Origin of the sequence: Methylocapsa palsarum (genome assembly GCF_900114285.1) — a bacterium.
Lineage (GTDB): Bacteria > Pseudomonadota > Alphaproteobacteria > Rhizobiales > Beijerinckiaceae > Methylocapsa > Methylocapsa palsarum.
The window spans coordinates 78069-100841 of record NZ_FOSN01000014.1 but is presented as its reverse complement, the minus strand read 5'-3'; the positions used below and the strand labels follow the sequence as shown (position 1 = coordinate 100841).

22 protein-coding genes are annotated in these 22773 nt (G+C 58.7%); 8 read left to right on the top strand and 14 right to left on the bottom strand.

Annotation, left to right across the window (positions count from 1 at the left end; all coding sequences use genetic code 11):
* Positions 1–281: 281 nt before the first annotated feature.
* The 7 genes from BM177_RS14790 to BM177_RS14760 form a co-directional block, all read right to left on the bottom strand.
* Positions 282–728, bottom strand: a complete 447-nt coding sequence (locus BM177_RS14790; RefSeq protein WP_139223643.1) for a hypothetical protein — start codon at positions 726–728, stop codon at positions 282–284.
* Positions 729–1237: 509 nt separating this feature from the next.
* Complete coding sequence (locus BM177_RS19590) at positions 1238–2551, bottom strand: glycosyl hydrolase 108 family protein (protein ID WP_139223642.1); 1314 nt, start codon at positions 2549–2551, stop codon at positions 1238–1240.
* A gap of 161 nt (positions 2552–2712) precedes the next feature.
* Positions 2713–3831: a phage portal protein gene (locus BM177_RS14775; RefSeq protein ID WP_244532362.1), complete on the bottom strand. Its 1119-nt coding sequence runs from the start codon at positions 3829–3831 to the stop codon at positions 2713–2715.
* Positions 3832–4030: 199 nt separating this feature from the next.
* Positions 4031–4666, bottom strand: a complete 636-nt coding sequence (locus tag BM177_RS20720) for a phage terminase large subunit family protein (RefSeq protein ID WP_244532361.1) — start codon at positions 4664–4666, stop codon at positions 4031–4033.
* Positions 4650–5102 (bottom strand): phage terminase large subunit, encoded by a 453-nt coding sequence (locus BM177_RS20715; protein WP_244532360.1) that lies wholly within the window; start codon positions 5100–5102, stop codon positions 4650–4652. The genes BM177_RS20720 and BM177_RS20715 overlap by 17 nt, the downstream gene beginning before the upstream one ends.
* 830 nt (positions 5103–5932) lie before the next feature.
* Positions 5933–6448: a hypothetical protein gene (locus BM177_RS14765; protein ID WP_091685010.1), complete on the bottom strand. Its 516-nt coding sequence runs from the start codon at positions 6446–6448 to the stop codon at positions 5933–5935.
* Positions 6427–6792, bottom strand: a complete 366-nt coding sequence (locus BM177_RS14760; RefSeq protein ID WP_091685007.1) for a hypothetical protein — start codon at positions 6790–6792, stop codon at positions 6427–6429. The genes BM177_RS14765 and BM177_RS14760 overlap by 22 nt, the downstream gene beginning before the upstream one ends.
* Positions 6793–6927: 135 nt before the next feature.
* Here BM177_RS14760 and BM177_RS14755 point away from each other — a divergent pair, with 135 nt between their 5' ends.
* Entirely contained in the window at positions 6928–7563 is a 636-nt protein-coding gene (locus tag BM177_RS14755) for a S24 family peptidase (RefSeq protein ID WP_091685004.1), read from the top strand.
* Between the two features lie 85 nt (positions 7564–7648).
* Positions 7649–7987, top strand: coding sequence for a hypothetical protein (locus BM177_RS14750; protein ID WP_091685000.1), 339 nt, complete (start codon positions 7649–7651; stop codon positions 7985–7987).
* Between the two features lie 86 nt (positions 7988–8073).
* On the opposite strand, the gene irrA is transcribed toward BM177_RS14750, so the two are convergent.
* Positions 8074–8520 (bottom strand): iron response transcriptional regulator IrrA, encoded by a 447-nt coding sequence (irrA, locus tag BM177_RS14745; protein WP_091685043.1) that lies wholly within the window; start codon positions 8518–8520, stop codon positions 8074–8076.
* Positions 8521–8823: 303 nt separating this feature from the next.
* On the opposite strand from irrA, the gene egtB reads away from it, so the two are divergent.
* From egtB to BM177_RS14730, 3 genes are all read left to right on the top strand, one after another.
* Entirely contained in the window at positions 8824–10122 is a 1299-nt protein-coding gene (gene egtB / locus BM177_RS14740) for an ergothioneine biosynthesis protein EgtB (RefSeq protein WP_175492625.1), read from the top strand.
* Entirely contained in the window at positions 10122–11084 is a 963-nt protein-coding gene (egtD, locus tag BM177_RS14735) for an L-histidine N(alpha)-methyltransferase (protein ID WP_091684994.1), read from the top strand. Before egtB ends, egtD begins: the two co-directional genes overlap by 1 nt.
* Before the next feature lie 124 nt (positions 11085–11208).
* Complete coding sequence (locus BM177_RS14730) at positions 11209–11874, top strand: sterol desaturase family protein (protein WP_091684992.1); 666 nt, start codon at positions 11209–11211, stop codon at positions 11872–11874.
* A gap of 46 nt (positions 11875–11920) precedes the next feature.
* Here the strand turns inward: BM177_RS14730 and BM177_RS14725 are convergent, their stop codons facing one another.
* Positions 11921–13069, bottom strand: coding sequence for a glycosyltransferase (locus BM177_RS14725; RefSeq protein ID WP_091684990.1), 1149 nt, complete (start codon positions 13067–13069; stop codon positions 11921–11923).
* A 174-nt stretch (positions 13070–13243) separates the two neighbouring features.
* Between BM177_RS14725 and mutM the strand changes: the two genes are divergently transcribed.
* The gene (gene mutM, locus BM177_RS14720; RefSeq protein ID WP_091684987.1) at positions 13244–14119 is read left to right on the top strand and encodes a bifunctional DNA-formamidopyrimidine glycosylase/DNA-(apurinic or apyrimidinic site) lyase; all 876 of its coding nucleotides are present in this window, start codon (positions 13244–13246) and stop codon (positions 14117–14119) included.
* Positions 14120–14173: 54 nt separating this feature from the next.
* Here mutM and BM177_RS14715 read toward each other — a convergent pair whose 3' ends face one another.
* On the bottom strand, positions 14174–14944 hold the full coding sequence (locus BM177_RS14715; RefSeq protein WP_091684984.1) for a L,D-transpeptidase: 771 nt from the start codon (positions 14942–14944) through the stop codon (positions 14174–14176).
* Positions 14945–15257: 313 nt separating this feature from the next.
* On the opposite strand from BM177_RS14715, the gene BM177_RS14710 reads away from it, so the two are divergent.
* On the top strand, positions 15258–15740 hold the full coding sequence (locus tag BM177_RS14710) for a PadR family transcriptional regulator (protein ID WP_244532358.1): 483 nt from the start codon (positions 15258–15260) through the stop codon (positions 15738–15740).
* Between the two features lie 73 nt (positions 15741–15813).
* Here BM177_RS14710 and typA read toward each other — a convergent pair whose 3' ends face one another.
* The 3 genes from typA to cysG form a co-directional block, all read right to left on the bottom strand.
* Positions 15814–17634, bottom strand: coding sequence for a translational GTPase TypA (gene typA / locus BM177_RS14705; RefSeq protein WP_091685040.1), 1821 nt, complete (start codon positions 17632–17634; stop codon positions 15814–15816).
* A 332-nt stretch (positions 17635–17966) separates the two neighbouring features.
* Positions 17967–19307 (bottom strand): TAXI family TRAP transporter solute-binding subunit, encoded by a 1341-nt coding sequence (locus tag BM177_RS14700; protein ID WP_091684978.1) that lies wholly within the window; start codon positions 19305–19307, stop codon positions 17967–17969.
* A 185-nt stretch (positions 19308–19492) separates the two neighbouring features.
* Positions 19493–20965, bottom strand: coding sequence for a siroheme synthase CysG (cysG, locus tag BM177_RS14695; RefSeq protein ID WP_244532357.1), 1473 nt, complete (start codon positions 20963–20965; stop codon positions 19493–19495).
* 176 nt (positions 20966–21141) lie between these two features.
* Between cysG and BM177_RS14690 the strand changes: the two genes are divergently transcribed.
* Positions 21142–21993: a transporter substrate-binding domain-containing protein gene (locus BM177_RS14690; protein ID WP_091684974.1), complete on the top strand. Its 852-nt coding sequence runs from the start codon at positions 21142–21144 to the stop codon at positions 21991–21993.
* A gap of 9 nt (positions 21994–22002) precedes the next feature.
* On the opposite strand, the gene BM177_RS14685 is transcribed toward BM177_RS14690, so the two are convergent.
* Positions 22003–22650 carry an SCO family protein gene (locus tag BM177_RS14685; protein WP_091684972.1) on the bottom strand — a complete coding sequence of 216 codons (648 nt, stop codon included), beginning with the start codon at positions 22648–22650 and terminating at the stop codon, positions 22003–22005.
* Between the last annotated feature and the right edge of the window lie 123 nt (positions 22651–22773).

The following is a 22773-nucleotide window of genomic DNA, read 5'->3' as shown; positions in this document are numbered from 1 at the left end:
CGAATATCTTTCACAAGCTGTTCTGCCGGGGCTTTCGCCGGCACGGATTTCTGTCTCATCTGCGCTCCTGAATGGGCTAAGATGAACCAGAAATCGTCCCTTCAGAAAATACCCCGATTTGTCTCATGGGCGCTGACGCCGGACACTCCATTGCTCTCAGTCACGGTCGAAGCCTTCCGCAAAGGGGTCTTCAATTAAGATCTGCTAAAATCGGCGCGTAAATTCGCCCATCGCTGGACACGTATTTCGTGCACAAACCGCCCTGATCGATGAGCGCCACGCTATTTTTTTTCAAGCCAGGCCGACACGTTTCTTGTCCCAAGGTGGACGGTCTGGACGATAAAAAACGAGAAGACGATCGTCGTTTGGTAGGCGTCATAGGGCGCCGGCAGTTTCGGAACCCCGAGGACGGACTCCCCGAACAGAGCCTTCGAGGCAAGAATCGTATCTATGAATACGAGCCCGAAATGAAGCGCCGGCGGCACGCCTGCAATCAGCATGATCCAACGGTTGATCGGCTGACCATACACTTGGACCTTCAGAGCATTTAATTGAAGGTCATTTGCCAGAGCCGCCTGCATAACGGCGGCGTCTCCCCGCACGCCAGCCTCAAATCCCTGTTCTCGCGTTGTGAGTTTTGAACGCTCATAATCGGTCCAGGCTGCGATGAAGGGTTTTATAAGACCGCCCAACATTGTGTTGAGGAGGGGGAGGAACAGTGCGATCATGCCTCACTCCTTCATGGGCTCGATCAGCGCCGCCGATACCATTCCATAGATATGAAAGACACTCATTAAGAAGCATGATGATTCCAGAAATCTTCAGCGCCAGATCAGGAGTCACAAACGCCGAAAAGTCGATCAAATGAAGCTGATCCAGAACTCCAGGAAGCGCCGTCACGAAAACTCCTATCATGCCAGAAATCGCCGTCTTCTGACCAAGCAACCAGAGCTTGACTTTCTTCAACTTATTTTCGCCCGAAGCTTCAATCTGATCAAAAATTCGGGCGACATTTCGAAATTGCATTAGTTTTGGTCTTATGACTCCCAGATAGATGCCAACGCCTGCTAAAGTTAGAAGTGCAAACCAAATCATAATTTGAACCTTTCAATTGAGTAGAGCGAAAATCAAGCCTATCATCCCAAACGACGCCGACCAGCAACGGCCGGAGGATGGCTCCATTTGATCGATCCATGCGCCCGTCAGAGCGTAACCTCCGACGATCATACAAACAGCGTCAAAACTGTAGGTCATGCTGTTCTACTCTCATGTCTGAGGATGATGTTGTTGCGGCCTGTTGGTTGACCTGCGGGGAAGGGACGATCGCCGCTTCAGCCATAAAGGCTAGCGCGCGTTGAGAATGGCGCCACGAAATGAACCAGAAGGCGATGACCGCTGCGACAACACAAGATGCGAGCAGACTATTCAACCAAAAATTCCCACCAACTACCGGATGAACGCCGCCGATGGTTCCGGCGCCGCCTGATAGCGCCGCCTTAATTTTTGCTTTGCGCGACTTTCCGGCCGCGCGGCGCGCCTTGACGCCGAGAATAGGCCCCGCTGCGGCGCCATGGATCATATGCACCGCGAGAGCCTCGCAGGCGCTTACACGACGGCCCCAACCCCTGCCAAAAACCTTCCAGCCCCCTCCTTTGCTGATAGCGTGCATGAATGAGAGGCGCTCGCGGCAAATCGCGTGTGCGGCTTCTTCCGAATCGGCGCCTCGCAATACCGCTCGCGAGAGCGCCGCCTTAGAGCGCGTTGGACCAGAATTCACCGCAAAATCAAAAGCAGCAAGATCTTCACCAGCTCTCAGACGATCGCCGTCTATCTGGGCCCAATATCGATCGCGATATATTGACTCGCTGCCATCTTCGTCTCTTTTCTTCTCTGGGCTATCCTCGCTCAGCATTGTTTGAAGCATGGCGGAGGCCCGCTCAATGATGTCCCGCAATTTCCTGGCCGTCGTCAGAGCCGTTTGCTCCGCGTCTCCCGATGCGCTCACATCCTTCATTTCCTCGCTCAGTTGCGATAAGAGTGTGGCTGCGGCGTCTTTGACGAAGCATCTTCGCTCAACACTTCCATCGGCCTTGATCATTTCAAAGTGAGCCTCGGGCAGACACGGCAGATCGACGAGAGATATTTCCGTCGGCTCCGCGGTATATCTGGTAAGTCCGTCGGCGTCTGTCCAACGCTTCGCATAAGCGCCGCCCTGGGAGAATCCGGTATAGACGCCTTCCTCGACTTTCCTCCATTCCGCATCGTCGACGACCTTGGCGCAGATCTCGATTTGCTTGTCGGCGTCATTGAAACTGATGGCCGTCACCTTGCCCGCGGCGACAGGTCCGTGCATTGCGCGCAAATTTCCGAGCGACTTCCCGCGTGTGGATTTCGATATTGTTTCTGACCATTTTTCATATAACGGCTTGGTCGATGCGTAGTCGCAAATCTCACCCGCCAGGTCTTCGGTCTCCGCGGTGGCGAGGCCGTAGACAAGACGTTGCGCGACGTTTACCTTCGTGATTGGCATAAACATTCGCAGTACGGGCATGCATGCTCCTTAGAATTTTGGAGAGAGCTTCCGAATAATCGAACCGCGGGAGATCTAGCCTGGGATCGCGACATAGCCAGCGGGCGTCAAAGTCATGGCCATGTTGGCCGCGGGCTCTGGCAAAGGATCTCGCCCAAGTTGAGCTCTCGCTTCATTGAGCGTTAGAATGCCTTTCGAGGTAAAACTTGAAAGGATGGCCTCTTGCGTGAGCGGATCTGTTTCGTGGCCAGAACTCCAGGAAAATTCGAGGTCAGCAGAGTTAAGTTCGCTAGCCAACACATCGTCGATGAGAGATTTGACCCAGTTGAGCGTCGGTCCCAGGCCTTCTTCCTCCGCAATCTCTTTTTGCGTCTCGCGGTTGCGCGATTCATCGTTTGAGTAAGCGCTTGCGGGGAAATCGAAAAAGCGAAGCATATAATTCGAGCGAGCCATTCGTCGAACGGGCTTTTCAATTCCGGCTCTTTCGTCTGAATGAAAGTCTTCGCGACGCCGCCGGGGATAAATTTAGCGCGGCGGCGACGTCCTGCTTCGCCCTCGAAATATGAATCCCAATATTTCTGATAGGAGGCGATCTGGCTTGGCGTCCAATTTTCCGGGACGCCTATGAGGCTGTCCGGAATGTTGCCGTCCGTGAAATAATCGAGAAGGTAAGCCTGACGCCGCAATGCGATATTCACGGTGGTCAAAATCTGCTCGACCGGGCTGTAGCCATACACCTTGTTGACCCTAACGTTGCGCGGCCTGTAGATCAAATCCCGCGCAGTATAATTGATGGCCGGATAGCCTTTGAGAATTTGTTGATAAGCCACCGGATATACGAGTGCGTCTCCTACGTATTCGGGCTGTGGCGTTCGTCCCCAACAGTCGATTAACGGCTTTATCGTCGTCCCGTCGATTGGCAGCAGCGCGATGAGGCGCCCACTTCTGTCTCGGCGCTTATAGAGGGCCGCAGCGTCGGTCACGAATGTTTCCTCGAGCAACAGGCGCAACCAATCCGCAAATCCATGCGCTCCATCCGGTCTCGCCAGGAAATCTCTGGCGGCGCCGATCCGCTTCGAGATGGCGTTTCCCCTCGCTGCTTTGTCGCGAGCGTGGATGGTCCAGGAATGACGGGATATTTGGTCTTTGCGGGTTTCTATGACGAGGCGAAGGAGATCATATCCGTCGGCAATGCTGCGAAGAGTGGCGAAAGAAACCGGTTCGTAGCCCCGGGAGACTGTGGAAAGATTGTACCCCGCTGGATAGTCCCATTGCCGGCCTGCGACTTCCGCCGGGGCCAAGGGCGCAATAGGCGTCGAAGGTCCGAACCAGTTCGCAGCCTCGCCGACCACGGCCTAGCCTCCAAAACTGACTTTGACGTCATAGGGATTAAGCGACCAGATTCTTTGCCCCGCGCCTCGATCAGACATGTTGGATCCTTCATCTTCGAGAATTGGCGTTAGATCTGCGACAACCTGACGCCACGCCCGTTTGCGCTTGTTATTTGCGAGATTGCTCTTCAGCAGCGCGGCGGTAGAATTCAATAATTCCGGCGCCATCGTCGGCGGCAAAGAGATGCGTCAGCGCCCAGATTGCTGCATCGGCGTGATCTGGACTGCCGCCGCCGTTGTACCCGCTAGCGGAAAAGGCGCACAGCTGATCCTCGAGCTTGGGGAAACGTCCGACGTGATGGATTTTGCCCTGGGCATATCTAACGGAGATCGGCTCCGCCCTCACGGCTTTGCCTCGGCTGGCCGTCACGAGTCGCACAGGCACGTTTTGGTCCGCCGCCTGTATCGTCGCCCGAACCATCTCCCCGCCAAAATTGCTTTCAGCAACTATGCAGTCGGCGCGATATTCGTGGTAGGCGACAACTGCGCGCCGTCCCCAAATCAACGGTCCTTCCCGGCAAGAGCGATCATCGAGAATATAACCATCCCCGTCGACGCCTCGCGCCGCGATCACTATCCCGATCTCATCGGCGCCGAGGTCATCGTGCCCGGCCGCGCCCGAGGGATCTACCGCGACCACCACCCCCGCGCGCTGTTCCTCCGGAATGGCCTCCGGCGAACAGCGGTTTGCTTCGATTGTTTCATAACTCCAGAGCGATCCTTCGACCTCAATAGACACCTTCATAGAAGCGCTTTCGTTGACGCTCCGGCAGATTGGCGAGACTCGTCAAAAATTCTGATGAAAGGTTCTGAGCATTATCAGGTGGATTGAGGAACGCGCGTTGGTAATTTTTCGGGTCGTTCAGCCGAGTCATTGAAACCGGGTCACGCTTGTCGCCGAAAAGAATATTCGTCCAGTGAGTCTTGCCCACCGGATTGAGATCAATGAACGCGCGTTGAGCAAGATTCGGAGCGACTTGCGCCAGGCGCGTAAAAGCTATCAAAGCAGACGAATACGGAATTTGCGATGCTTCGTTCAAAAACACGGTCGAATATTCAAGACCCAGAATTTTCTCCACGCGCTCCTTATCGTCCAGCCCGCCGATCCAGATACGAGAGCCGTTTCGAAGCTCAAAAAAGCCGTTGGACGCTGATTGTAACGTCCCGCACTCTTTTGACAATGCGAACGTCTTAACGCGCCAACGTTTTGTAGATATAGACATCGAGCTGACCGGAAATTAACGACGCAATTCCTCCGGTGCATGAGCGCATATTGCGATTACAAATAGCAACAAGTCAACGTATCGCTCATTCATCGAATGGCGTGAACTTACATTCCTTCCGACGAGAAATTTATATTTTCACGACTCTACATGAGAGCGTCGAAAGAGCAGCCTATTGCTCTCCACTTTTGAAATTGGATAACAACGGGCGAAATCAGCAAGTTTTATGGTTATGTTTGCGATTTGATTTGAATCCAAAATCGCGTTCGCGGCGATCACGACGGTAGTGTGGCGCTGCATGCGCGTATATAGCGCTCACAATGAGTAGCAAGTCAACATATCGAAGAACGCCTCAACGGTGCGATCTTACGAATTGCGCGGGCGACAAGTCTGTTTGGAAAAGCCAACACACAGGCTCAAGGAGGCAATCGCTCACCGAAGAATAGATCCATAGGCGGCAAAAGAAGGCCGCTCCGGTCGCTTTGATCACGAGAATGATTCGCGGTAGACCGCCTTGCGTGAAGGAAGGGGAAAACCAGGCTTTCCCCTTTTTGCAGGCGACGGTCGGCAATTTTGACCGATATCGTCGCCGTGTTACGGCCTGCAGTGGCGCAAGCGGTGTTTGCGCTCTGCACACGCGCATATAGCGCTGACAAAGCGTCGCTAGTCAACCATCGGCGCGCCGTCGATTTTGAGGCTTCGCACCAAAGGTGTAGTGATCTGCTCCTGCTGATGATCGAGTGATAGTTCGATCTCAACGTTGTCTGTTTCGGCGCCGTAGTTCTCGACTAGAAAACCGTCGCGCGCCTTTCGTTGAGCCATCCGGCGAGGTAGTTCAAGGCCTTCGATCGTTTACGATAGAAAGTATGCGGTGCCCAATTGTTTTCCGAGCAGAGCGCTTTGACCGAGCGCCCTCGAGCAGACCGCAGAGCCCAAACACTCGTCACAAGGGCCATTCCGGAATCAACATTACGGAGTTCACGCAGCCAGTCGAAGGCCGCCTCCATTTGAGCGATTTCGGCGCCCGATGGCCGAATGATCGTTCGATTGGCGGTTCGTTCGCGCAACCGGCGTTCGCTCTCTTCGAGTTCAGCCTGCGCGAGTTGATCGACCCATTCGACGGCGTGGCGCGGCCAATGTCCACCCGGTTCGCGGGGACCGCGGAGGCGCGGAAGGCGGTCCAGGGTGACGAACGCGCGCACCAGGGCGCGCCCGACCTGTTCAGGCTCCCACCTCGAAGGCGACGAATTCGGTTCGCCAACGCGATCCTCCTCCAGATTATTCATTTTAAGGACATCGTCCATGACCAGACTCCGTCGTCGAGAATATTGTCGATGAGAGTCGCGTCCGAAGCGACGACAAGGAGAAGCAATCGGATCATCGCTTCGCGCGTCAGGTTCCTCTTTGACGCGGCGGCGTCGTATAGAGTCGCCGCCTCCGGGGGAAGACGCACCGCGAGAGCGGCGGCGGCGGCGCGAAAGGCGAGACCAAATCTTTGAGCCTGACGATGCACGTTGTTCGGCGTCGATGCGATGATCGGGTCTTCGGCGATGCGTCTAGCGTCCCATCCCATGCCGAGCAGGAATCCGAGCCTGGCGATTCGTTCGCCGGTCCAGCGGGATTTTTGAGTTTCCGTAACGACTGTCACAAGCCAGTTCCTTCTTCATATGGAGGCCACCCAGACGCAAAAGCCCGGGGCTGATGAAATCTACGGTATTTCTACCGTTATCGCAAGGTTATTTTACCGGATGCGCCTTGGTAAAAGTACGGTTATTTTACCGCCATGGAACTTGAAGACGTTCTTCTGCGGATCGAAAGCCGCCTTGCCGCTCTCGGCATTTCGGCCCATGCCGCGTCGCTCGCGGCCAAAAAACCGGACGCGATCCGAAACTTGAAACGGGCGGTAAAAAGCGGCGACCGGCGAGGCGTGACCACGGAAACGCTGACGTCGCTGGCTCCGGTTCTGAAAACGACCGCGGCGTGGCTGCTCGAGGGAGTCGGCGATCCAACTCCCGGCAACAGGGTCCGCGTCGTCGGACGTATCGGGGCGGGCGCGGAAATCCTGCCCGAGTTTGAACAAATTCCCGCCGAAGGACTCTACGAAATCGAGGTGCCGTTCCCGATCTCAGCCGATGCGGTCGCTTTTCAGGTGGAAGGCGACAGTATGTGGCCGCGTTATGATCCAGGCGACGTGATCATCTGCGGACGTTCTGGAACCAATGCCGATGAGGTGATCGGCTGGGAGGCCGCCGTAAGAACCGCCGACGGCAAACGCTATTTAAAGCGTATTCAGCGAGGCTCCTCCGCCGGAACTTTCGACCTTGAAAGCCATAATGCGGCGCCAATCCGGAGCGTGCGCATCGAATGGGCGGCTGCGATCCAGGCCGTGGTCAGATACGGACAATGGCGACGAAAATAAGCGAAGATGCTTGTCAGGTATAATTACCTTTATACAGGTAATTTTACCAGTTATGCATTCACCGAGTAAAATCGGGAGTGCCCTGTTGCCGGACCCAATCTTTCTCGATCGCGAATGCGCGAAAGCGTTTCGGCCGGAGGCCAATCGCGCCGTCGCCGCTTTGACGAAGCTGCGCGCGCGCGCCTACGCTCGACGCCCGGAAAGTCTTGACAGCGTTTGCATGGATCTCTCCCGAGCGTCGCCGGACGACATGATCGCCGTGGCGACGCGTCTGCTCGCCCGCGAAAGAGACGGCTCAAGGCGCTGGTTTGGTTTCGGCGGAGAGATTCAAGCCCTGAACGCACGTGCGATCATTTTGCTCGGACGCGTGCGCCGAAAGTCGACGTTTACCGCGACCGCGGCGGCCGGAATGAACCAGGACTAAGATCAACCAAGGTTCATGGTCAATTCATGAGAATTGGCGGGTTCATCGCAAGCCCGGCCAAGCCTTTGGCCAAGTCTTGACTAAACTTAGGGCCGCTTACGCCGCAGCCGAACGACCACATCGACTTTGACGATCTCATAGCCGTCAGGTGGCTGAATGCCTTCCGAGAAGTGCGTTTCACCTGTTATATCAGTGATTTCACCGGTTTCTTCGAAGAAGAAATGGCCGTGATCAGTGGTATTGGTGTCGAAAACCGTCTTGCTGCCGTCAATCGCCAGGCCGCGGACAAGACCAACCTCCGCAAAGAGGTTTAGGACATTGTAGACGGTCGCAAGCGAAGCGGCGATCCGGACCGAACCTGCCTCAGCCGCGAGGGCGTCGGCCGTCACGTGCCTGTCCCCTTTGCTGAACAGAAGCTTGGCGAGTCCCAGACGCTGCCGAGTGGCCCGCAAGCCGTATTTCTCCAGCAGCCATCGATGGTGTCTGGAGTTCGGCGCCGGCGTCGGCGCGTTGCCGCTGAATGGTTCCGACATAACGATAACCGCATCCCTGAGAACAAGATTAAGTTCATAACCTGTTTCGTCGATGCATAAAAGGGTCCAATGCAGCAATGTGGCTGAAACGCCGCCGGTTCGCCTCAAACGGTGAGAGAATCACCAGGTCGTTCGCGTGTGGCCGGTCCCCCGAAAACGCACGAAACTCTATCTCTTCGGTATAAAATCGCAGATTTTAGCCCGAAAAGGAGAAGGCGGACCCCGGTTCTGGTTCGGAACCTCGGTCAATTCGGACCGTTCTAACCATCGGACGGCGATCGAATGAGAAGGACCCCCGAGGCCATGGCTAACATCTCGATCGAGCCCGATCTCCGACAAGGTCCGCAATCTGACGGGCTCCCGGCGCGGTTGGCGGAAACGCGACAATGCACAATCGATCTGGCCGCCCTGCTCGGACCCGAGGATCAGGCGGTCCAGGCCCATGACGACGCCAGCCCGACGAAATGGCATCTGGCGCACACGACGTGGTTCTTCGAGACCTTTGTCCTGTCGCCTTTTTTGCCGGGATACAGGATTTTCAGCGAAGATTTCAACTTTTGTTTCAATTCCTACTACGAGGCGCAAGGGGCCCGTCTGCCACGGGAAAAACGCGGCCTGCTGACCCGCCCGGACTGCGCGCAAATTTACGCCTACCGGGCGCACGTCGATGAGGCTTTGGCGGAATTGCTTGCGACTCGTCTTCAAGACAATGACGAGCTCAGCCGCCGACTCGAGATCGGGATCAATCATGAGCAGCAGCATCAGGAGCTGCTGCTGACCGACATTCTGAGCCTCTTCGCAGCAAATCCGCTCCGGCCGGCATACCGGAACAGCGCTGCTCCCAAATTTCTCAGGGAAACGGAGTCGCCGGCCTGGAGCCGGTTCGAAGCGGGCATTATCCTTATTGGCCATGATATTGGCCAGGTCGGAGCCGGATTTGCTTTCGACAATGAAAGTCCGCGTCACCAGGAGCTGATTCGCCCTTTTCGCCTCGCCAACCGCCTCGTCACCAACGCCGAATGGATTGAGTTCATGAGGGACGGCGGCTACCGGGCGCCTTCTCTGTGGCTTGCGGACGGCTGGACCGCACTTAATCGGGAAGGCTGGGCCGCGCCGCTTTACTGGGAACAGCACGGCGACGCTCATCTGCAGATGACTCTGATGGGGTTCCGGGCGATTGACCCGGCCGCGCCGGTTTGCCACGTGAGTTATTACGAAGCGGACGCGTTCGCGCGCTGGGCGGGCAAACGGCTGCCTACAGAATTCGAGTGGGAGGCCGCCGCTGCTTCGATTTCGATCCAAGGCAATATGCTCACGGCCAGCAACTTTCGTCCTGTGCCGGCGCCCCACGGCGACGGTCTTCGACAAATGTTCGGGGACGTCTGGGAATGGACGCAAAGCGCTTACCAGCCATATCCGGGCTATCGCGTCGAACCGGGCGCGCTGGGAGAATACAACGGCAAATTCATGTGCAGCCAGCAGGTCCTACGCGGCGCATCATGCGTCACCCCGGATACGCACGCCCGCGCGACCTATCGAAATTTCTTTTATCCCCACCAGCGCTGGCAGTTTTGCGGTCTGCGCCTTGCCGACGAGGCCTGATGTCACATATCGCCAGCCAGTGCGCCCCCACTTTCCATGAGAGCGACGTCGCGAGCAGTGTCGTCGCCGGGCTGTCGTCGACGCGCAAAACTCTCCCCTGCTCTCTCTTCTATGACGCGCGCGGAAGCGAACTGTTCGAGCAGATCACGCATTTGCCGGAATATTATCCGACCCGAACCGAGGCGGCGATCCTCGCGGCAGCGGCGCGCCAGATCGCGGCGCGGACGGCGCCGGGGAGCGTTCTCGTCGAATTCGGCTCGGGGTCGAGCCGCAAGACCGAAATCCTGCTCGACGTCCTTCAGAGCCTTGCCGCCTATATTCCGATCGACGTGTCGAAAAGCGCTTTGTCCGCCGCCCGCGCCCGACTGGCTCATCGCTATCCGCTGTTGCGCATCATCCCGACCGAGGGCGATTTCACGAAAGAGGTCGGGCTGCCGCGCTCGTTCTCCGGGCGGCCCCGCCTCGGGTTCTTTCCCGGCTCGACGATCGGGAATTTCGCTCCCGCCGAGGCGAGCGGCGTCCTGCGAAAAATGGCGGACGCCCTAGGCCCCGGCGCGCGATTGCTGATCGGCGTCGATCTTCTCAAGGACCTCGACATCCTCATTCCCGCCTATAACGACTTGGCGGGCGTGACCGCGACATTCAACCTCAATCTCCTCGTCCGGATCAACCGGGAGCTCGGAGCGGATTTCGATCTCGCCCAATTCCGCCATGTCGCGTTGTTCAATTCCTCCGAAGGACGAATCGAAATGTATCTCGAAAGTCTTGCCGCGCAGCAGGTGAGGATTGGCGCGTTAAGCTTCAACTTTGCCGAGGGAGAGCGCATCCACACGGAGAATTCCCACAAATATACGATTCCCCAGTTCCACGATCTCGCAGCGCGGGGCGGATGGATCGCGCAAGACGTCTGGATCGACGAGAACAACCTGTTCAGCCTGCATGAATTGAGCGTCGCGGAGTGAAGGCCTTTTCTACAAGGCGAGTCCGTTATGGGCGGAAAAACACCTGCGGCGGTCGAATGGTTGCTGGCCCGGCGCAACAGTGCTTTAAGGATGTTCTAATCATCCATCCAGGATTGAGCGCTTCATGACGCCGAGCTCAGAAAACACCGGTCCGGATCGCCCGCTGGAGCAGGACGCGCTGCAGGCCTCGCCCCGCCTTTTCGATCATCCGCTGCTTGATAAATTATCGCGCGTGCATTGGTCGACGCCGCTCTTTCTCTATGTCCCCTGCGTCGTGGCGCTAGGGGCGCTCGGTCTGCGCGACTTCGGCGTTATGGCCTTTCTTGCGGCGACGTTGCTCGGATATTTCATCTGGACGCTGATCGAATATTTCGGGCACCGCTATCTGTTCCATTATGAATTTCCAGGAAAATTCGGCGCGCGAATCCATTTCCTGATTCACGGCGTCCATCATGTGCACCCAAATGATCCCCTGCGGCTCGTGATGCCGGCTTTGCTCAGCGCCCCCATCATGCTGATCGCCTATGGCGTCGCACGGGTGTTGTTCGGCTTCCCTCTCGGCTATCCGGTGCTGATGGGATTCATGATCGGCTATATCGTCTATGATATGGTCCATTATTACGTGCATCACGCCGAACCGAAAACACGCCTCGGAGCGACGTTGCGCCGTCTCCACCTGATGCATCATTTCCGCGATCCGACGCGGGGCTTCGGGGTCAGCGCGCCTTGGTGGGATTACGTGTTCAAGACCGAGCACCTCCGGCAACGCCGCGCCGGGACGACCCCATAATGGGGCGCGAGCGCGCGCGCCGGCCTTGAACGAAAGAGGCGCCGCTTTAAGCTTGCGTCCGGCTGGCGGCGCGCACGCCTTTGCGGGCGTCAAACCGGCCTTGCGCCCAAACGACATCGTAGGTCGTCCAGGCGCGAAGCCATGCGGCGAGGCTCAAGATTTCACGGGCGACAAACGCCAGCGGCGACAAAAGCGAAACGTCCCACCCTTTGCAATAAGCCAAAGTCGTCTCTGCGAAAAACCAGCCGGTAAACGTGAAAAGGAAGCCAGAAATTCCGGGCGCTCCCGCCAGGGGCGCCGCGAGCGCGCCAGCGAACGCCGCCGGGAGAGCGCTGCTCAAAGGCTCCAGAGGATAGGTGAAGCGCTCGTTCGCCCGCCTGATGACGCTCCAGCGCACCTGACGGTCATAAATCTCGCGCAACGTGCGCGCGCCGATTTCCTGCCCAACGGTACGATGAGCGAAGACTGTTTTCAGCCCCTGCGCCGCAAGGCTCTGAGACAGCGCGGTATCTTCCGCGAGCGAATGACTGATGGCTTCGACGCCTCCGGCGGCGGCGAGATCGCTTCGCCGGAACAGCATTGTTTTGCCAACCCCGAACCCAAGACCGAGTGCGGAAGCCGTGAGCAACAGCCGCGCGTGTCCATTGATGAGGCACGCTTCGATCCGGCCGGCGAACGTCTCCGGCCTGACCGCCACCGGGACAGCGACCACAAGTCCGACGTTCCCGGCGAAGTTCTGCATGAAGACCGCCATCGCGTCGGGAGCGAGCGTTATGTTTGAATCCTTGGTGAAAACGAAGTCATTCCTCGCCGCGGCCAGCGGAGCGGCGAGGGTATTCAGTTTCGGGCTGACCGCGCCGTTCCCCTCGGAGCAAAGAAACCGGCAGACCCGCGCCGGAAACGCCGCCGCAACCTCCCGCGCCACGTCTAGCGCCGGGGACTGCCGTTCCGCCGCGCTGACGAGGATCTCGTAGTCAGGGTAATCTTGAAGGAATATTGAAGTCTGCGTGGTCTTGAACCCTGGATCGAGGCACTTGACGGGAACGATCGCGGAAATCGCCGGGCGGTCAAGCCGCTTCGGGCGCCGCCTTTGCACGACCGGCTGCAGGAGTGCGCCGCCAAGGCTAAGCCCGAACAGCGCGATCGCGATGACCCACCACACCGCTCCGGCGACCGAAAAAATTTGCCCCCACATGAGCGCAGATACCTCTGACCCGGCCGCCGCTGACTTGGAATATTCTCGCGATAAAACGCTTGAACGCGGCGGGGAAATGACTTGACGCTGTCCTGCGCAACCAACCTTCGGCGACCTTTACAGGAACATCCTCGCCTTGGGAAATTTGGCCTGCAACGATTAAGGAATTGAAAAGTGCCGGAATTGCCGGAAGTCGAGACTGTCCGCCTGGGCCTGGAACCGGCGATGGCCGGGGCGCGCCTGATCGGCGTCGAGTTGCGTCGTGCGGACCTCCGGTTTCCTTTTCCCGATCAGTTCGCCACGCGTCTGGTCGGACGGAGCATCGAGGCGCTGCGGCGGAGGGCGAAATATCTTCTGGCCGATCTCGACGATCAGCAGACCCTTGTGATGCATCTTGGCATGTCGGGATCGTTTCGCATCGAGGACGAAACTCAGTCGCTCGGCGCCTATTATCGTGCAGCCGCTTCCAATCCGGCCCATGACCACGTCGTCTTCAAACTCTCCAACGGCGCGCGCGTCATCTATAATGATCCGCGCCGGTTCGGCTTCATGACCCTGATTCCAGCCGCCGGGCTGTCCTCGCATCCCTTGTTCAGTCATGTCGGGATCGAACCGCTCAGCGATCAATTGATTGGCGGCGCTCTCGCGGCCCTGCTGAAGGGCAGGACGACCTCGCTGAAGGCCGCGCTTCTGGATCAGAGGCTGATCGCCGGACTTGGCAACATTTACGTCAGTGAAGCCCTCCATCGCGCCGGCCTTTCACCCCGACGCGCCGCCGGCAGCCTTGCCCGAAAGGACGGATCTCCCACCGATCGCGCCGACCTCCTTGCGCAATCAATCCGCGAAGTTCTTGAAGAAGCCGTCGCGGCCGGCGGTTCGTCGCTGAAAGACCACCGCCGGACCGATGGGACGCTTGGCTATTTCCAGCACAGCTTTCGCGTCTACGACCGGGCCGGACAAGCTTGCCTGCGGCCTGGATGCGCTGGCGCCGTGCAGAGAATCGTGCAATCCGGCCGCGCCAGCTTTTTTTGCGGAGCTTGCCAGCGATGAGGCTGTGAAGGCTCCGCGTGTTTACGCTTCAGACCTGAACTGGCGAGAAGCCGGTCAGCTTCGCGCCAACTTGGCTTGCAGAACAGGAGCGGTTCCCTGCACGATAACCCGCGTTCCGGGAGGGGTTTTGCTGTAGAGATCAATCACATCCTGATTGATCATCCGGATACACCCCGAAGAAACGCTCTTGCCAATCGATGACGGCTCGTTGGTTCCGTGAATGCGGAAATAGGTGTCGACGTCGCCCTGCCAGAGATACATGCCGCGCGCGCCGATCGGATTGCCAAGACCGCCCGCCATCCCGGTGCCGCTCTGCAACTGGGCCATTTGCTTTCTGAGTTCAGGCCTGCGCTCGAGCATTTCCTTCGGCGGATACCAATCGGGCCATTCCTGCTTTTTCTTGATCGTGGCCTCGCCCGTCCAGATGAAGCCTTCCCGGCCGACGCCGACGCCATAGCGGGTCGCCTTGCCGCCGTCTTCGACGTGGTAGAGGTAGTGCTGGGCGGTGTCGATCACGATCGTGCCCGGCGGTTCTTTGGTCTGGTAGTCCACCTGCTTCCGCAGGAAGGCCGGGTCGATTTCCGACAGTTTCACCGCTGGAAGCGGAAATTTCTCGCCCGGCATCGGGCCGTAAGCCACGGAATAGTCCGGCTGGGAGCCGCCCGAGGCCGCCGCCGAAACGGGAGTGGAGGGCGAAGGCGGCGGAGGAGGAGCGACAGCGGCGGCTTGAATATCGGGAGTTTGCGACCCTACGCACCCAGCAAGCCCGAAAGCCGCTGTGGCGGAGGCGCCGCTAATGAGCATACGGCGATTGATCTGTGACATGGGTACATCATTCGTAAGAGGCGCGGAGAGCCGACCTTAGCGAAGGATCCTGACCGGCGATATTGCAGCAAAGTCACGGTCGAAAACTTTCTGACGCAATTGAGGCGGGTTCGCACAGAGGGCCGCCGTTTTTTCCAGGCTTTGAAAATTTCCCGAGAAAAGGGTTGCAAAGTCCGTATTTCGATATAGCTTAGTTTTAGTTATATCGAATTGCTTACGAAGGGTAAGCGAAAAACTGGAGAAAAAATTGAGACACCATCACCATTCGCATTTTTGCGCCCACAGCGATCGCTCGTCGGGATCCGGCCCGTTCATGCGCCGCCATCGAGGTTTTGGCGGGCGCATGTTCGCCCAGGGCGACCTTCGTTTTGTGGTTTTGAAGCTAATCAGCGATAAGCCATCGCACGGCTACGAAATCATCAAGGCGATCGAAGACCGGCTTGCGGGAGCCTATTCGCCCAGTCCGGGCGTCGTCTATCCGACCCTGACTTTGCTGGAGGAACTTGGCCAGATCCGTGTGCAGGAGGCCGACGGCCCCCGCAAACTGTTCGCGATTACGCCAGAAGGCGAAGCCGCGCTGGATCAAAATCGAGGCCTGGTCGATACCATTTTCGGCCGCATCGCCGAGATCAATGAGCGCCATGGCGGCGGCCCAGCGCCGCAAATCGTGCGCGCGATGGAGAACCTCAAGATGGCTCTCCGCATCCGGCTTTCCCGCGGTCCGCTGAACGCGGATCAGGTGGCCGCTATCGCATCGACGCTCGATGACGCCGCCAAGGCTGTGGAAGACAGTTGATCAGACGCCCAGACAAACAGCCGCAGCGCCGCACCCGGCGCCGCGTCAAACATTCGAATCGGAAAGACGCCGCTCAGGCGCTTTCCTTGGCCCGGAACACGCGTTTGCGTTCGTTCGGATCGAGATAGGTTTTCCGCAGGCGGATCGACTTCGGCGTGACCTCGACGAGTTCATCGTCCTCGATATAGGCGAGCGCCCTTTCGAGCGTCATCCGGATCGGCGGGGTCAGCCGCACCGCCTCGTCCTTGCCGGCGGCGCGGATATTGGTCAGTTGCTTGCCTTTCAGGACGTTGATCTCAAGATCGTTTTCGCGCGTGTGCTCGCCGACGATCATGCCACGGTACACTTTCCAGCCGGGCTCGATCATCATCGGGCCGCGATCTTCGAGCTTCCACATCGCGTAAGCGACGGATTCGCCATTGTCGTTCGAAATGAGGACTCCGTTGCGGCGTCCGGCGATCTCGCCCTTCCAGGGAGCGTATTCGTGGAAGAGGCGGTTCATGATCGCCGTGCCGCGCGTGTCGGTCAAAAGTTCACCCTGATAACCGATCAGCCCCCTCGTGGGGGCGTGGAAGACCAGCCGGAGCCGGTTCCCACCCGATGGACGCATCTCGATCATCTCGGCCTTCCGTTCGGCCATTTTCTGGACGACGACGCCCGAATGCTCCTCGTCGACGTCGATCACGACTTCCTCGATCGGCTCGAGCATCTGCTTGCCGTCTTCGCTTTTCTGGAAAACGACCTTCGGCCTCGAAACGCCAAGCTCGAATCCCTCGCGGCGCATGGTCTCGATCAGGATCGCCAGTTGCAGTTCGCCGCGGCCGGAGACGATGTAGGAGTCGGACCCGGCCGATTCCTCGATTTTGAGCGCGACGTTGCCTTGCGCCTCCTTGTACAGCCGGTCCCGGATCACCCGGCTGGTGACTTTGTCGCCTTCCGTTCCCGCAAGCGGCGAGTCATTCACGAGAAACGTCATCGACAATGTCGGGGGATCTATCGGTTGCGCTTGCAATGGCTCGACCACCTCCGGCGCGCATAGGGTGTCGGCCACGTTGAACTTTTCCAGGCCGGCGATGGCGACGATGTCGCCCGCTTCCGCCTCGTCGATCGGCGTGCGGTCAATGCCGCGGAACGCCAGAATTTTGGATACTCGGCCCTGTTCGACGACATTGCCCTTTCGGTCGAGAACCTTGACCGCCTGGTTCGGCTTGATGCTGCCCGCAAACACCCGGCCCGTGATCAGCCGGCCAAGATAAGGATTGGCCTCGAGCAACGTTCCGAGCATGCGGAAGCCGCCTTCCTCGACCTGGGGCGGCGGGACATGTTTCAGGACAAGATCGAAGAGCGGCCCCATCCCGTCCTTCGGCCCGTCCGGACTGTCGGCCATCCAGCCCTGCTTCGCCGAACCATAAAGAATTGGAAAATCGAGTTGTTCGTCGCTCGCGTCGAGGGCGGCGAAGAGGTCGAAAACCTCATTCACGACCTCTGTGATCCGCGCGTCCGGCTTGTCTACCTTGTTGACGGCGACGATCGGACGCAATCCGATTTTCAGCGCCTTCCCCACGACGAATTTCGTCTGCGGCATCGGGCCTTCCGAAGCGTCGACGAGGACGATCGCGCCATCGACCATCGACAGGATGCGCTCTACTTCGCCGCCGAAGTCGGCGTGGCCCGGAGTATCGACAATATTGATACGGGTTTCTTTCCAGGCGATCGACGTCGCCTTCGCCATAATCGTGATGCCGCGCTCTTTTTCGAGATCGTTCGAATCCATCACCCGCTCGGCGACGCGCTGGTTCTCCCGGAACGCGCCCGATTGCTGGAGCAAACGATCGACGAGCGTGGTCTTGCCGTGATCGACGTGAGCAATAATCGCTATATTACGCAGTTGCATGTGTTCGCCATATCCGATGTCATCTGCCCAAGCCCAAGCGAAAAAACCGGCGGCGTCCTGATCCGGGGACAACCCACCGCGCCAAGGCCGCTCAACATTTCATTGAACCGGGATCTCAGAACGTGGCGTCGCGGAACCAAATCAAGCGCTTGCGCGCAGGAAATTCTGAGTTCGCCAGCCGGGCCCAGTTAGCGCTTTGGGTATGCGTCGCGGACGCCCCGTGTTCGCATTTGCAGCACCCTATAGACCAGATAGGGCGATTTGGGAACCGATTTAATTCCCTTGATCCGCGCCTCTTGGAGGGCGGGAGCGGACTCGGGGCCGCATGGCGGCTAGTCGCGCACAACCCGCGGCGTGAAGGGAACGGCGACGCGCGTTCCGGCTGCGGAAAAACTCTGCCGCTTCTCGGCGATGGCGTGGCGCACCTGATTCAGAGCAAGGTTTGTCGCGGTGAGACGATAAACGCTCAGCTCTTTCTCGGCGTCGCCGGCGAGAGCCAGCGCCAGAAGCTCGTCCGCTTCCTTCTCGATCTCGTCCAGCGCGTCGACATGCTCGACGCATCGCGCCGCTTTGACGATTTCAAGCAAACGTTGAAGGATTTTCTCGACGTCGGCGCTTTGCCGGCGGCTGAACCTTGTCGCGATGGCGGCGAGCGCGGTGCCAAGCAGACTGAGCGCCATCGCGCCGATATAGAATACGTCGCCGTATTTCTCGAAAATCGTTTGCTCTTCGTCGTTCAGGTAGGCCAGCACGCCGGGGTGAACCGGCAACGCCGCGCCCTTGTCGCTCGCGGGCGCCTCGATACGGTTCGCCAGCGGAACACGGGACGCGAGGGTCGGCCGAGACGACAGGAGCAGCTCCGTCAGCGCGCCGACGGTCTCATTGTTGAGGCTGTGCTGAGCGATCAGCCGGGTCGACACGCCAAGCGTCTCATAGGTCGCCGCCGGCTTTGGTTGAGCCCCGCCAAAAACGCCGCGTACGATTTCGATTGATTCGAGATTTGACTTTCGCTGGGCGATCGCCCGGGCTTCCGTGATGGGAATGAACGCCGGCTGACCGCGTCCGGCTTGAGACAAGGCCGCGACCGCCTGCGTCAAAGTTTCCGATCCCAGCGGTTCGACCGCGAGGATCGCGTCGACTTCCTTGCGCCTGAGCGCTCCCGGCAGTTCTTCGAGAGCCAGATTTTGCCGTTTCACCGACGCCGAGGAGACGTCATATTGCGCAAGCGCGGCGTCAAGCAGGTTCTGATTTCCTGTGGAATCGCCCTGGCCGCGCTGCAGCACGCCTATCTTGCGGCCGCGCAAATCATCAATGGAGCGGATCCCCGTTTGCGCCGGGGCGAACAGGAAGACGGCGTTGCGATGCATGATCAGGACGGTCTGCCCGCTCGTCGGCATCGAGATGTCGCTGCGCGCCACCGCCAGGTCCGCGCGGTCTTCTTCAAATGCGCGGGCGCACTCCGCCAGCGTATCAAACACCAGCACCTTGAGACGCACGGATTCGCGATGCTGAGCGAATTCCTGCGCCGCCGCCGTCAGGATCGCCTGATCGTCGCTGTCCCGCATGACCGCGACGCGAAGCACGCTCGGCCGCTGATAGAGATAAACGCCTGCCGACACCGCCACGATCGCGGCGAGGCTCCCGATGATAGCCAGAAGTGTAAGACGGCGCATCCCGTTCACTCCTCAATCGCCGCGATGACGTTTAAGCGAAAATATTAAGTGAATAAATTGGACGGATATTCAAAACGCCAAGACTAAACAAAACACCAAGACCAAACTAAAGGGCCATTGTCACCTTCATATGAATTCGCAGAAGCGTCAAAAAGATGGCGGACGCAAAATTTATTCCGCCGGCGTCAGAGCGCCGCCTGCTTCACCCCATGGTCGATCGGCGCCGCTTCGCCGTCATAAGCGGCGAAGGCCGCCCCGATCAGGACGACGCAAGGACCTGCGGGATCGACCGCGGCCACTTTGGCGGCAAGAGTGGCGATGGTTCCAAAAATGCGCCGTTCTTCCGCCCAGGTCGCTCTTTCGACGAGCAGAGCCGGAGTCGCCGGGTCGATGCCGCGCTCCAGCAAGCGCTCGGAGAGAACGCCCAGCATCTTGACGCCCATATAGACCACGCTGGACGCATGGGGATCGCAGAGCGCGCCCCAGTCGAAATCATCCGGCAAGCGTCCATCGTGCGCATGAGCCGTGATGAATTGAACGCGCCGCGCCTTGTCCCGCTCCGTGAGCGAAACCTGAAGCGAAGCAGCGGCGCCAAGCGCGGCGGTCACGCCTGGGACGATTTCGACCGGAACGCCCGCGCTCCGCAAAGCTGAAATTTCTTCATTGGCTCGACCGAAAACCATCGGATCGCCGCCCTTGAGGCGAACCACGCGCTTGCCGTTTGACGCGAGTTCAATCAGCATCGCGACGATTTGATCCTGCCGGCATGAGGGCCGGTAGCCGCGCTTGCCGACGGAGATTTTTTCGGCTTCCCGCCGCGCCAGAGCCAGAACGCCCGGAGCCACGAGATCATCATAAAGGATCACATCCGCCGACTGCAGGAACCGCAGCGCCTTCAAGGTCAGCAGATCGGGATCGCCGGGTCCGGCGCCGACGAGCGCCACGGACCCGGTCTCGCGCGCTCCGCCGCGATTTGTGTCCAGGATCAACGCCTCGAAATCATCGTCCACAGGCTTGGTTTGCCGGGGCGCAAGCGCTCTGGCGCAAAATCCTTCCCAAAAAAGCCGGCGCGCGACAGCCGGCAGATTGCGTTCCTTAAGCTTCTCTCTCCACGCAACGGCGGCGCCCGCCCAAAGCTTGATGTCGTGCGGCAGCATCGCTTCAAGACGGCCACGGATTGTCTGAGCCAGGATGGGCGACGCTCCATCGGTGGAGACGCCGATCACCAGAGGCGAACGGTCGACAATCGCTCCGAACTGGAAGTCCGACAGACCAGGCTGATCGACAATATTGGCGGGAACTCCGGCGGCGCGGGCGCTTTTGATAAAATCCCTCGCATCGACGGGGTCGGGCAAAGCCGCGATCGCAAGCGCCATTCCGGCAAAATCGCCCGCCTCGAACCGGCGCCGATTGAGGCTGATCCGGGGCGATCCCAGCGCGAGCGCCGCGAGCGCCGGACAAGGATCCTCGGCGAAAACGGCGACCTCCGCGCCCGCTCCATGGCAAAGCTCGGCCTTCCACGCCGCGGCGTTCGAACCGCCTGCCACAAGCACGCGTTTGTCGCGAAGCGCATAAAAAACCGGCAGGCAGGCCAAGCCCTGAAGGACAGAGGCGCCTGCGCCGACGCGTCCCATGGCGTCTGAATAACTCCTGCTCATCGTCGAGTTACGGTCCCGCTTGATCGAGTTACAGTCCTGCTTGACGGCAATCTTCCCGCCGGACACTCTAAATTCAGCCAGGCGATGTTCGCCATATTCTCTTATGGACCGATCAAACGCAAAACGTCAGAGATCCTGAGTTTTCAGCCAAACACAACGCCCAACCTGGATTTGAGATGCGCCCCTGGACGAAAACCGCCGTTTTGCTTCTGTCGCTGACCTTATCAAATCTGCTCGGATCTAATCTGCCTGGATCCGCCTCGGAGGTCGCAGCTCCGAATTTCTGGGATCCGCATCATCTCGTCGCCAAGCCGGACATGGCCGAGATCCGCACGATACGTTTCCTGACGGAAGACGATTATCCACCCTTCCATTTCATGACGCAGGACGGCGCTCTGACCGGGTTCGACGTCGATCTGGCGCGCGCATTGTGCGAGGAATTGAGGGTCACGTGTACGATACAGGCCCGCCGCTGGGACACTTTGCTCGACGCTCTCGATCAGAAGCAGGGCGACGCCCTTATCGCTTCGATCCGCATCGACGAAGAAAACCGCGAAAAACTCGATTTCACGGCTCCTTACTATAAAAGTCCCGCGAGGTTTGTCACTCGAAACGTTCCTGATGCGCCCGAGGCGACGCCGGAGAGCCTTCGCGCCAGGACCGTCGGAGTCGAAGGCGGCTCCGCTCACGAGGCTTTCCTCAAAGCATATTTCCCGGATTCGACCCGCAAAACCTACGCATCCCAGAAAGAACTTCGCGACGCGTTGGAAAGCGGCGAAATCGATGCGCTGTTCGGCGACGGCGTTTCCCTTGGCGGCTGGATCCAGGGAATGGGACAAAACCCGTGTTGTGTTTTTCGCGGCGGTTCCTTTATGGACGACAGATTTTTTGGGGAAGGCGTCGGCATCGCTGTAGCGAAAGACGATCGGGACTTGCGGGATGCGCTTGACTATGGCCTGGCGACGCTCGCGGCGAAGGGCGTCTATACGGAGATCTACTTGAAATATTTTCCTTTGGGAATTTATTGACCCGCCGATCTAAAGATATTTTTCCAGCTCTTTCGCGGCTTGTTTCGGAGGGCGGGCGAGATTGAATGCGCTGACGAACCGTCCGCTCTTGTCCATCAGATACACAATGCCGGTGTGGTCCATTGTATAGTCGCCGTTTTCGCCGGGCACTTTTTTGAAATAAACCTTGAACGCTTTGGCTATCGCTTGCGTCTTCGCATCGTCTCCTGTCAGGCCGATGATGCGGGGATCGAAGTGTTCGAGATAGTCTTTGAGTATTTCCGGCGAATCGCGCGCAGGATCGACGGTCACGAAAAGAGCGGCGATCTGCTTGTCGAACCCCAGTTCCTTGAAGGCCGCGGAGATATCGAACAGCGCCGTCGGGCAGAAGTCGGGGCAATGCGTGTAGCCAAAAAACACCAGATAAGGCCGCCCCTCGAGCGAGGCGTTGGTGACGACGCGCCCATCCTGTCCGATCATGGAAAACGGGCCGCCGATTTCGGAGGAACCTGAGTCAATGTGGCGGGAAAGGCTGCTAAAGGTCAGTCCGGCCACCCCGACGAGTCCGACAGCGAAAGCGCAAATGATGATTGTAAGCTGACGCGACGCTTTCGCTGCCACCTTCGCCGGGGCTCTGGGAGATCGCTTTATCGATCCTCTATCTGTCGTCTTAGCCATGCGATTTTATAATCAATGCGCATCCGGGTTTCAAATGCCCATTTCCTGACCCGGTTTGGGAGGCGCACATGGCGTCATTGCCAACGCCCTTGTCCTGGCGCATAGGTAGCTGGCGCACGTTAT

Bases quoted from the DNA above. Each gene is read 5' to 3' on its own strand.
- BM177_RS14790 (WP_139223643.1), bottom strand. From the start codon at position 728: ATGATCGCACTGTTCCTCCCCCTCCTCAACACAATGTTGGGCGGTCTT.
- BM177_RS19590 (WP_139223642.1), bottom strand. From the start codon at position 2,551: ATGCCCGTACTGCGAATGTTTATGCCAATCACGAAGGTAAACGTCGCG.
- BM177_RS20720 (WP_244532361.1), bottom strand. From the start codon at position 4,666: ATGAAGGTGTCTATTGAGGTCGAAGGATCGCTCTGGAGTTATGAAACA.
- BM177_RS14765 (WP_091685010.1), bottom strand. From the start codon at position 6,448: ATGGACGATGTCCTTAAAATGAATAATCTGGAGGAGGATCGCGTTGGC.
- BM177_RS14755 (WP_091685004.1), top strand. From the start codon at position 6,928: ATGGAACTTGAAGACGTTCTTCTGCGGATCGAAAGCCGCCTTGCCGCT.
- irrA (WP_091685043.1), bottom strand. From the start codon at position 8,520: ATGTCGGAACCATTCAGCGGCAACGCGCCGACGCCGGCGCCGAACTCC.
- egtB (WP_175492625.1), top strand. From the start codon at position 8,824: ATGGCTAACATCTCGATCGAGCCCGATCTCCGACAAGGTCCGCAATCT.
- egtD (WP_091684994.1), top strand. From the start codon at position 10,122: ATGTCACATATCGCCAGCCAGTGCGCCCCCACTTTCCATGAGAGCGAC.
- BM177_RS14730 (WP_091684992.1), top strand. From the start codon at position 11,209: ATGACGCCGAGCTCAGAAAACACCGGTCCGGATCGCCCGCTGGAGCAG.
- BM177_RS14725 (WP_091684990.1), bottom strand. From the start codon at position 13,069: ATGTGGGGGCAAATTTTTTCGGTCGCCGGAGCGGTGTGGTGGGTCATC.
- BM177_RS14715 (WP_091684984.1), bottom strand. From the start codon at position 14,944: ATGTCACAGATCAATCGCCGTATGCTCATTAGCGGCGCCTCCGCCACA.
- BM177_RS14710 (WP_244532358.1), top strand. From the start codon at position 15,258: ATGCGCCGCCATCGAGGTTTTGGCGGGCGCATGTTCGCCCAGGGCGAC.
- typA (WP_091685040.1), bottom strand. From the start codon at position 17,634: ATGCAACTGCGTAATATAGCGATTATTGCTCACGTCGATCACGGCAAG.
- BM177_RS14700 (WP_091684978.1), bottom strand. From the start codon at position 19,307: ATGCGCCGTCTTACACTTCTGGCTATCATCGGGAGCCTCGCCGCGATC.
- cysG (WP_244532357.1), bottom strand. From the start codon at position 20,965: ATGAGCAGGAGTTATTCAGACGCCATGGGACGCGTCGGCGCAGGCGCC.
- BM177_RS14690 (WP_091684974.1), top strand. From the start codon at position 21,142: ATGCGCCCCTGGACGAAAACCGCCGTTTTGCTTCTGTCGCTGACCTTA.
- BM177_RS14685 (WP_091684972.1), bottom strand. From the start codon at position 22,650: ATGGCTAAGACGACAGATAGAGGATCGATAAAGCGATCTCCCAGAGCC.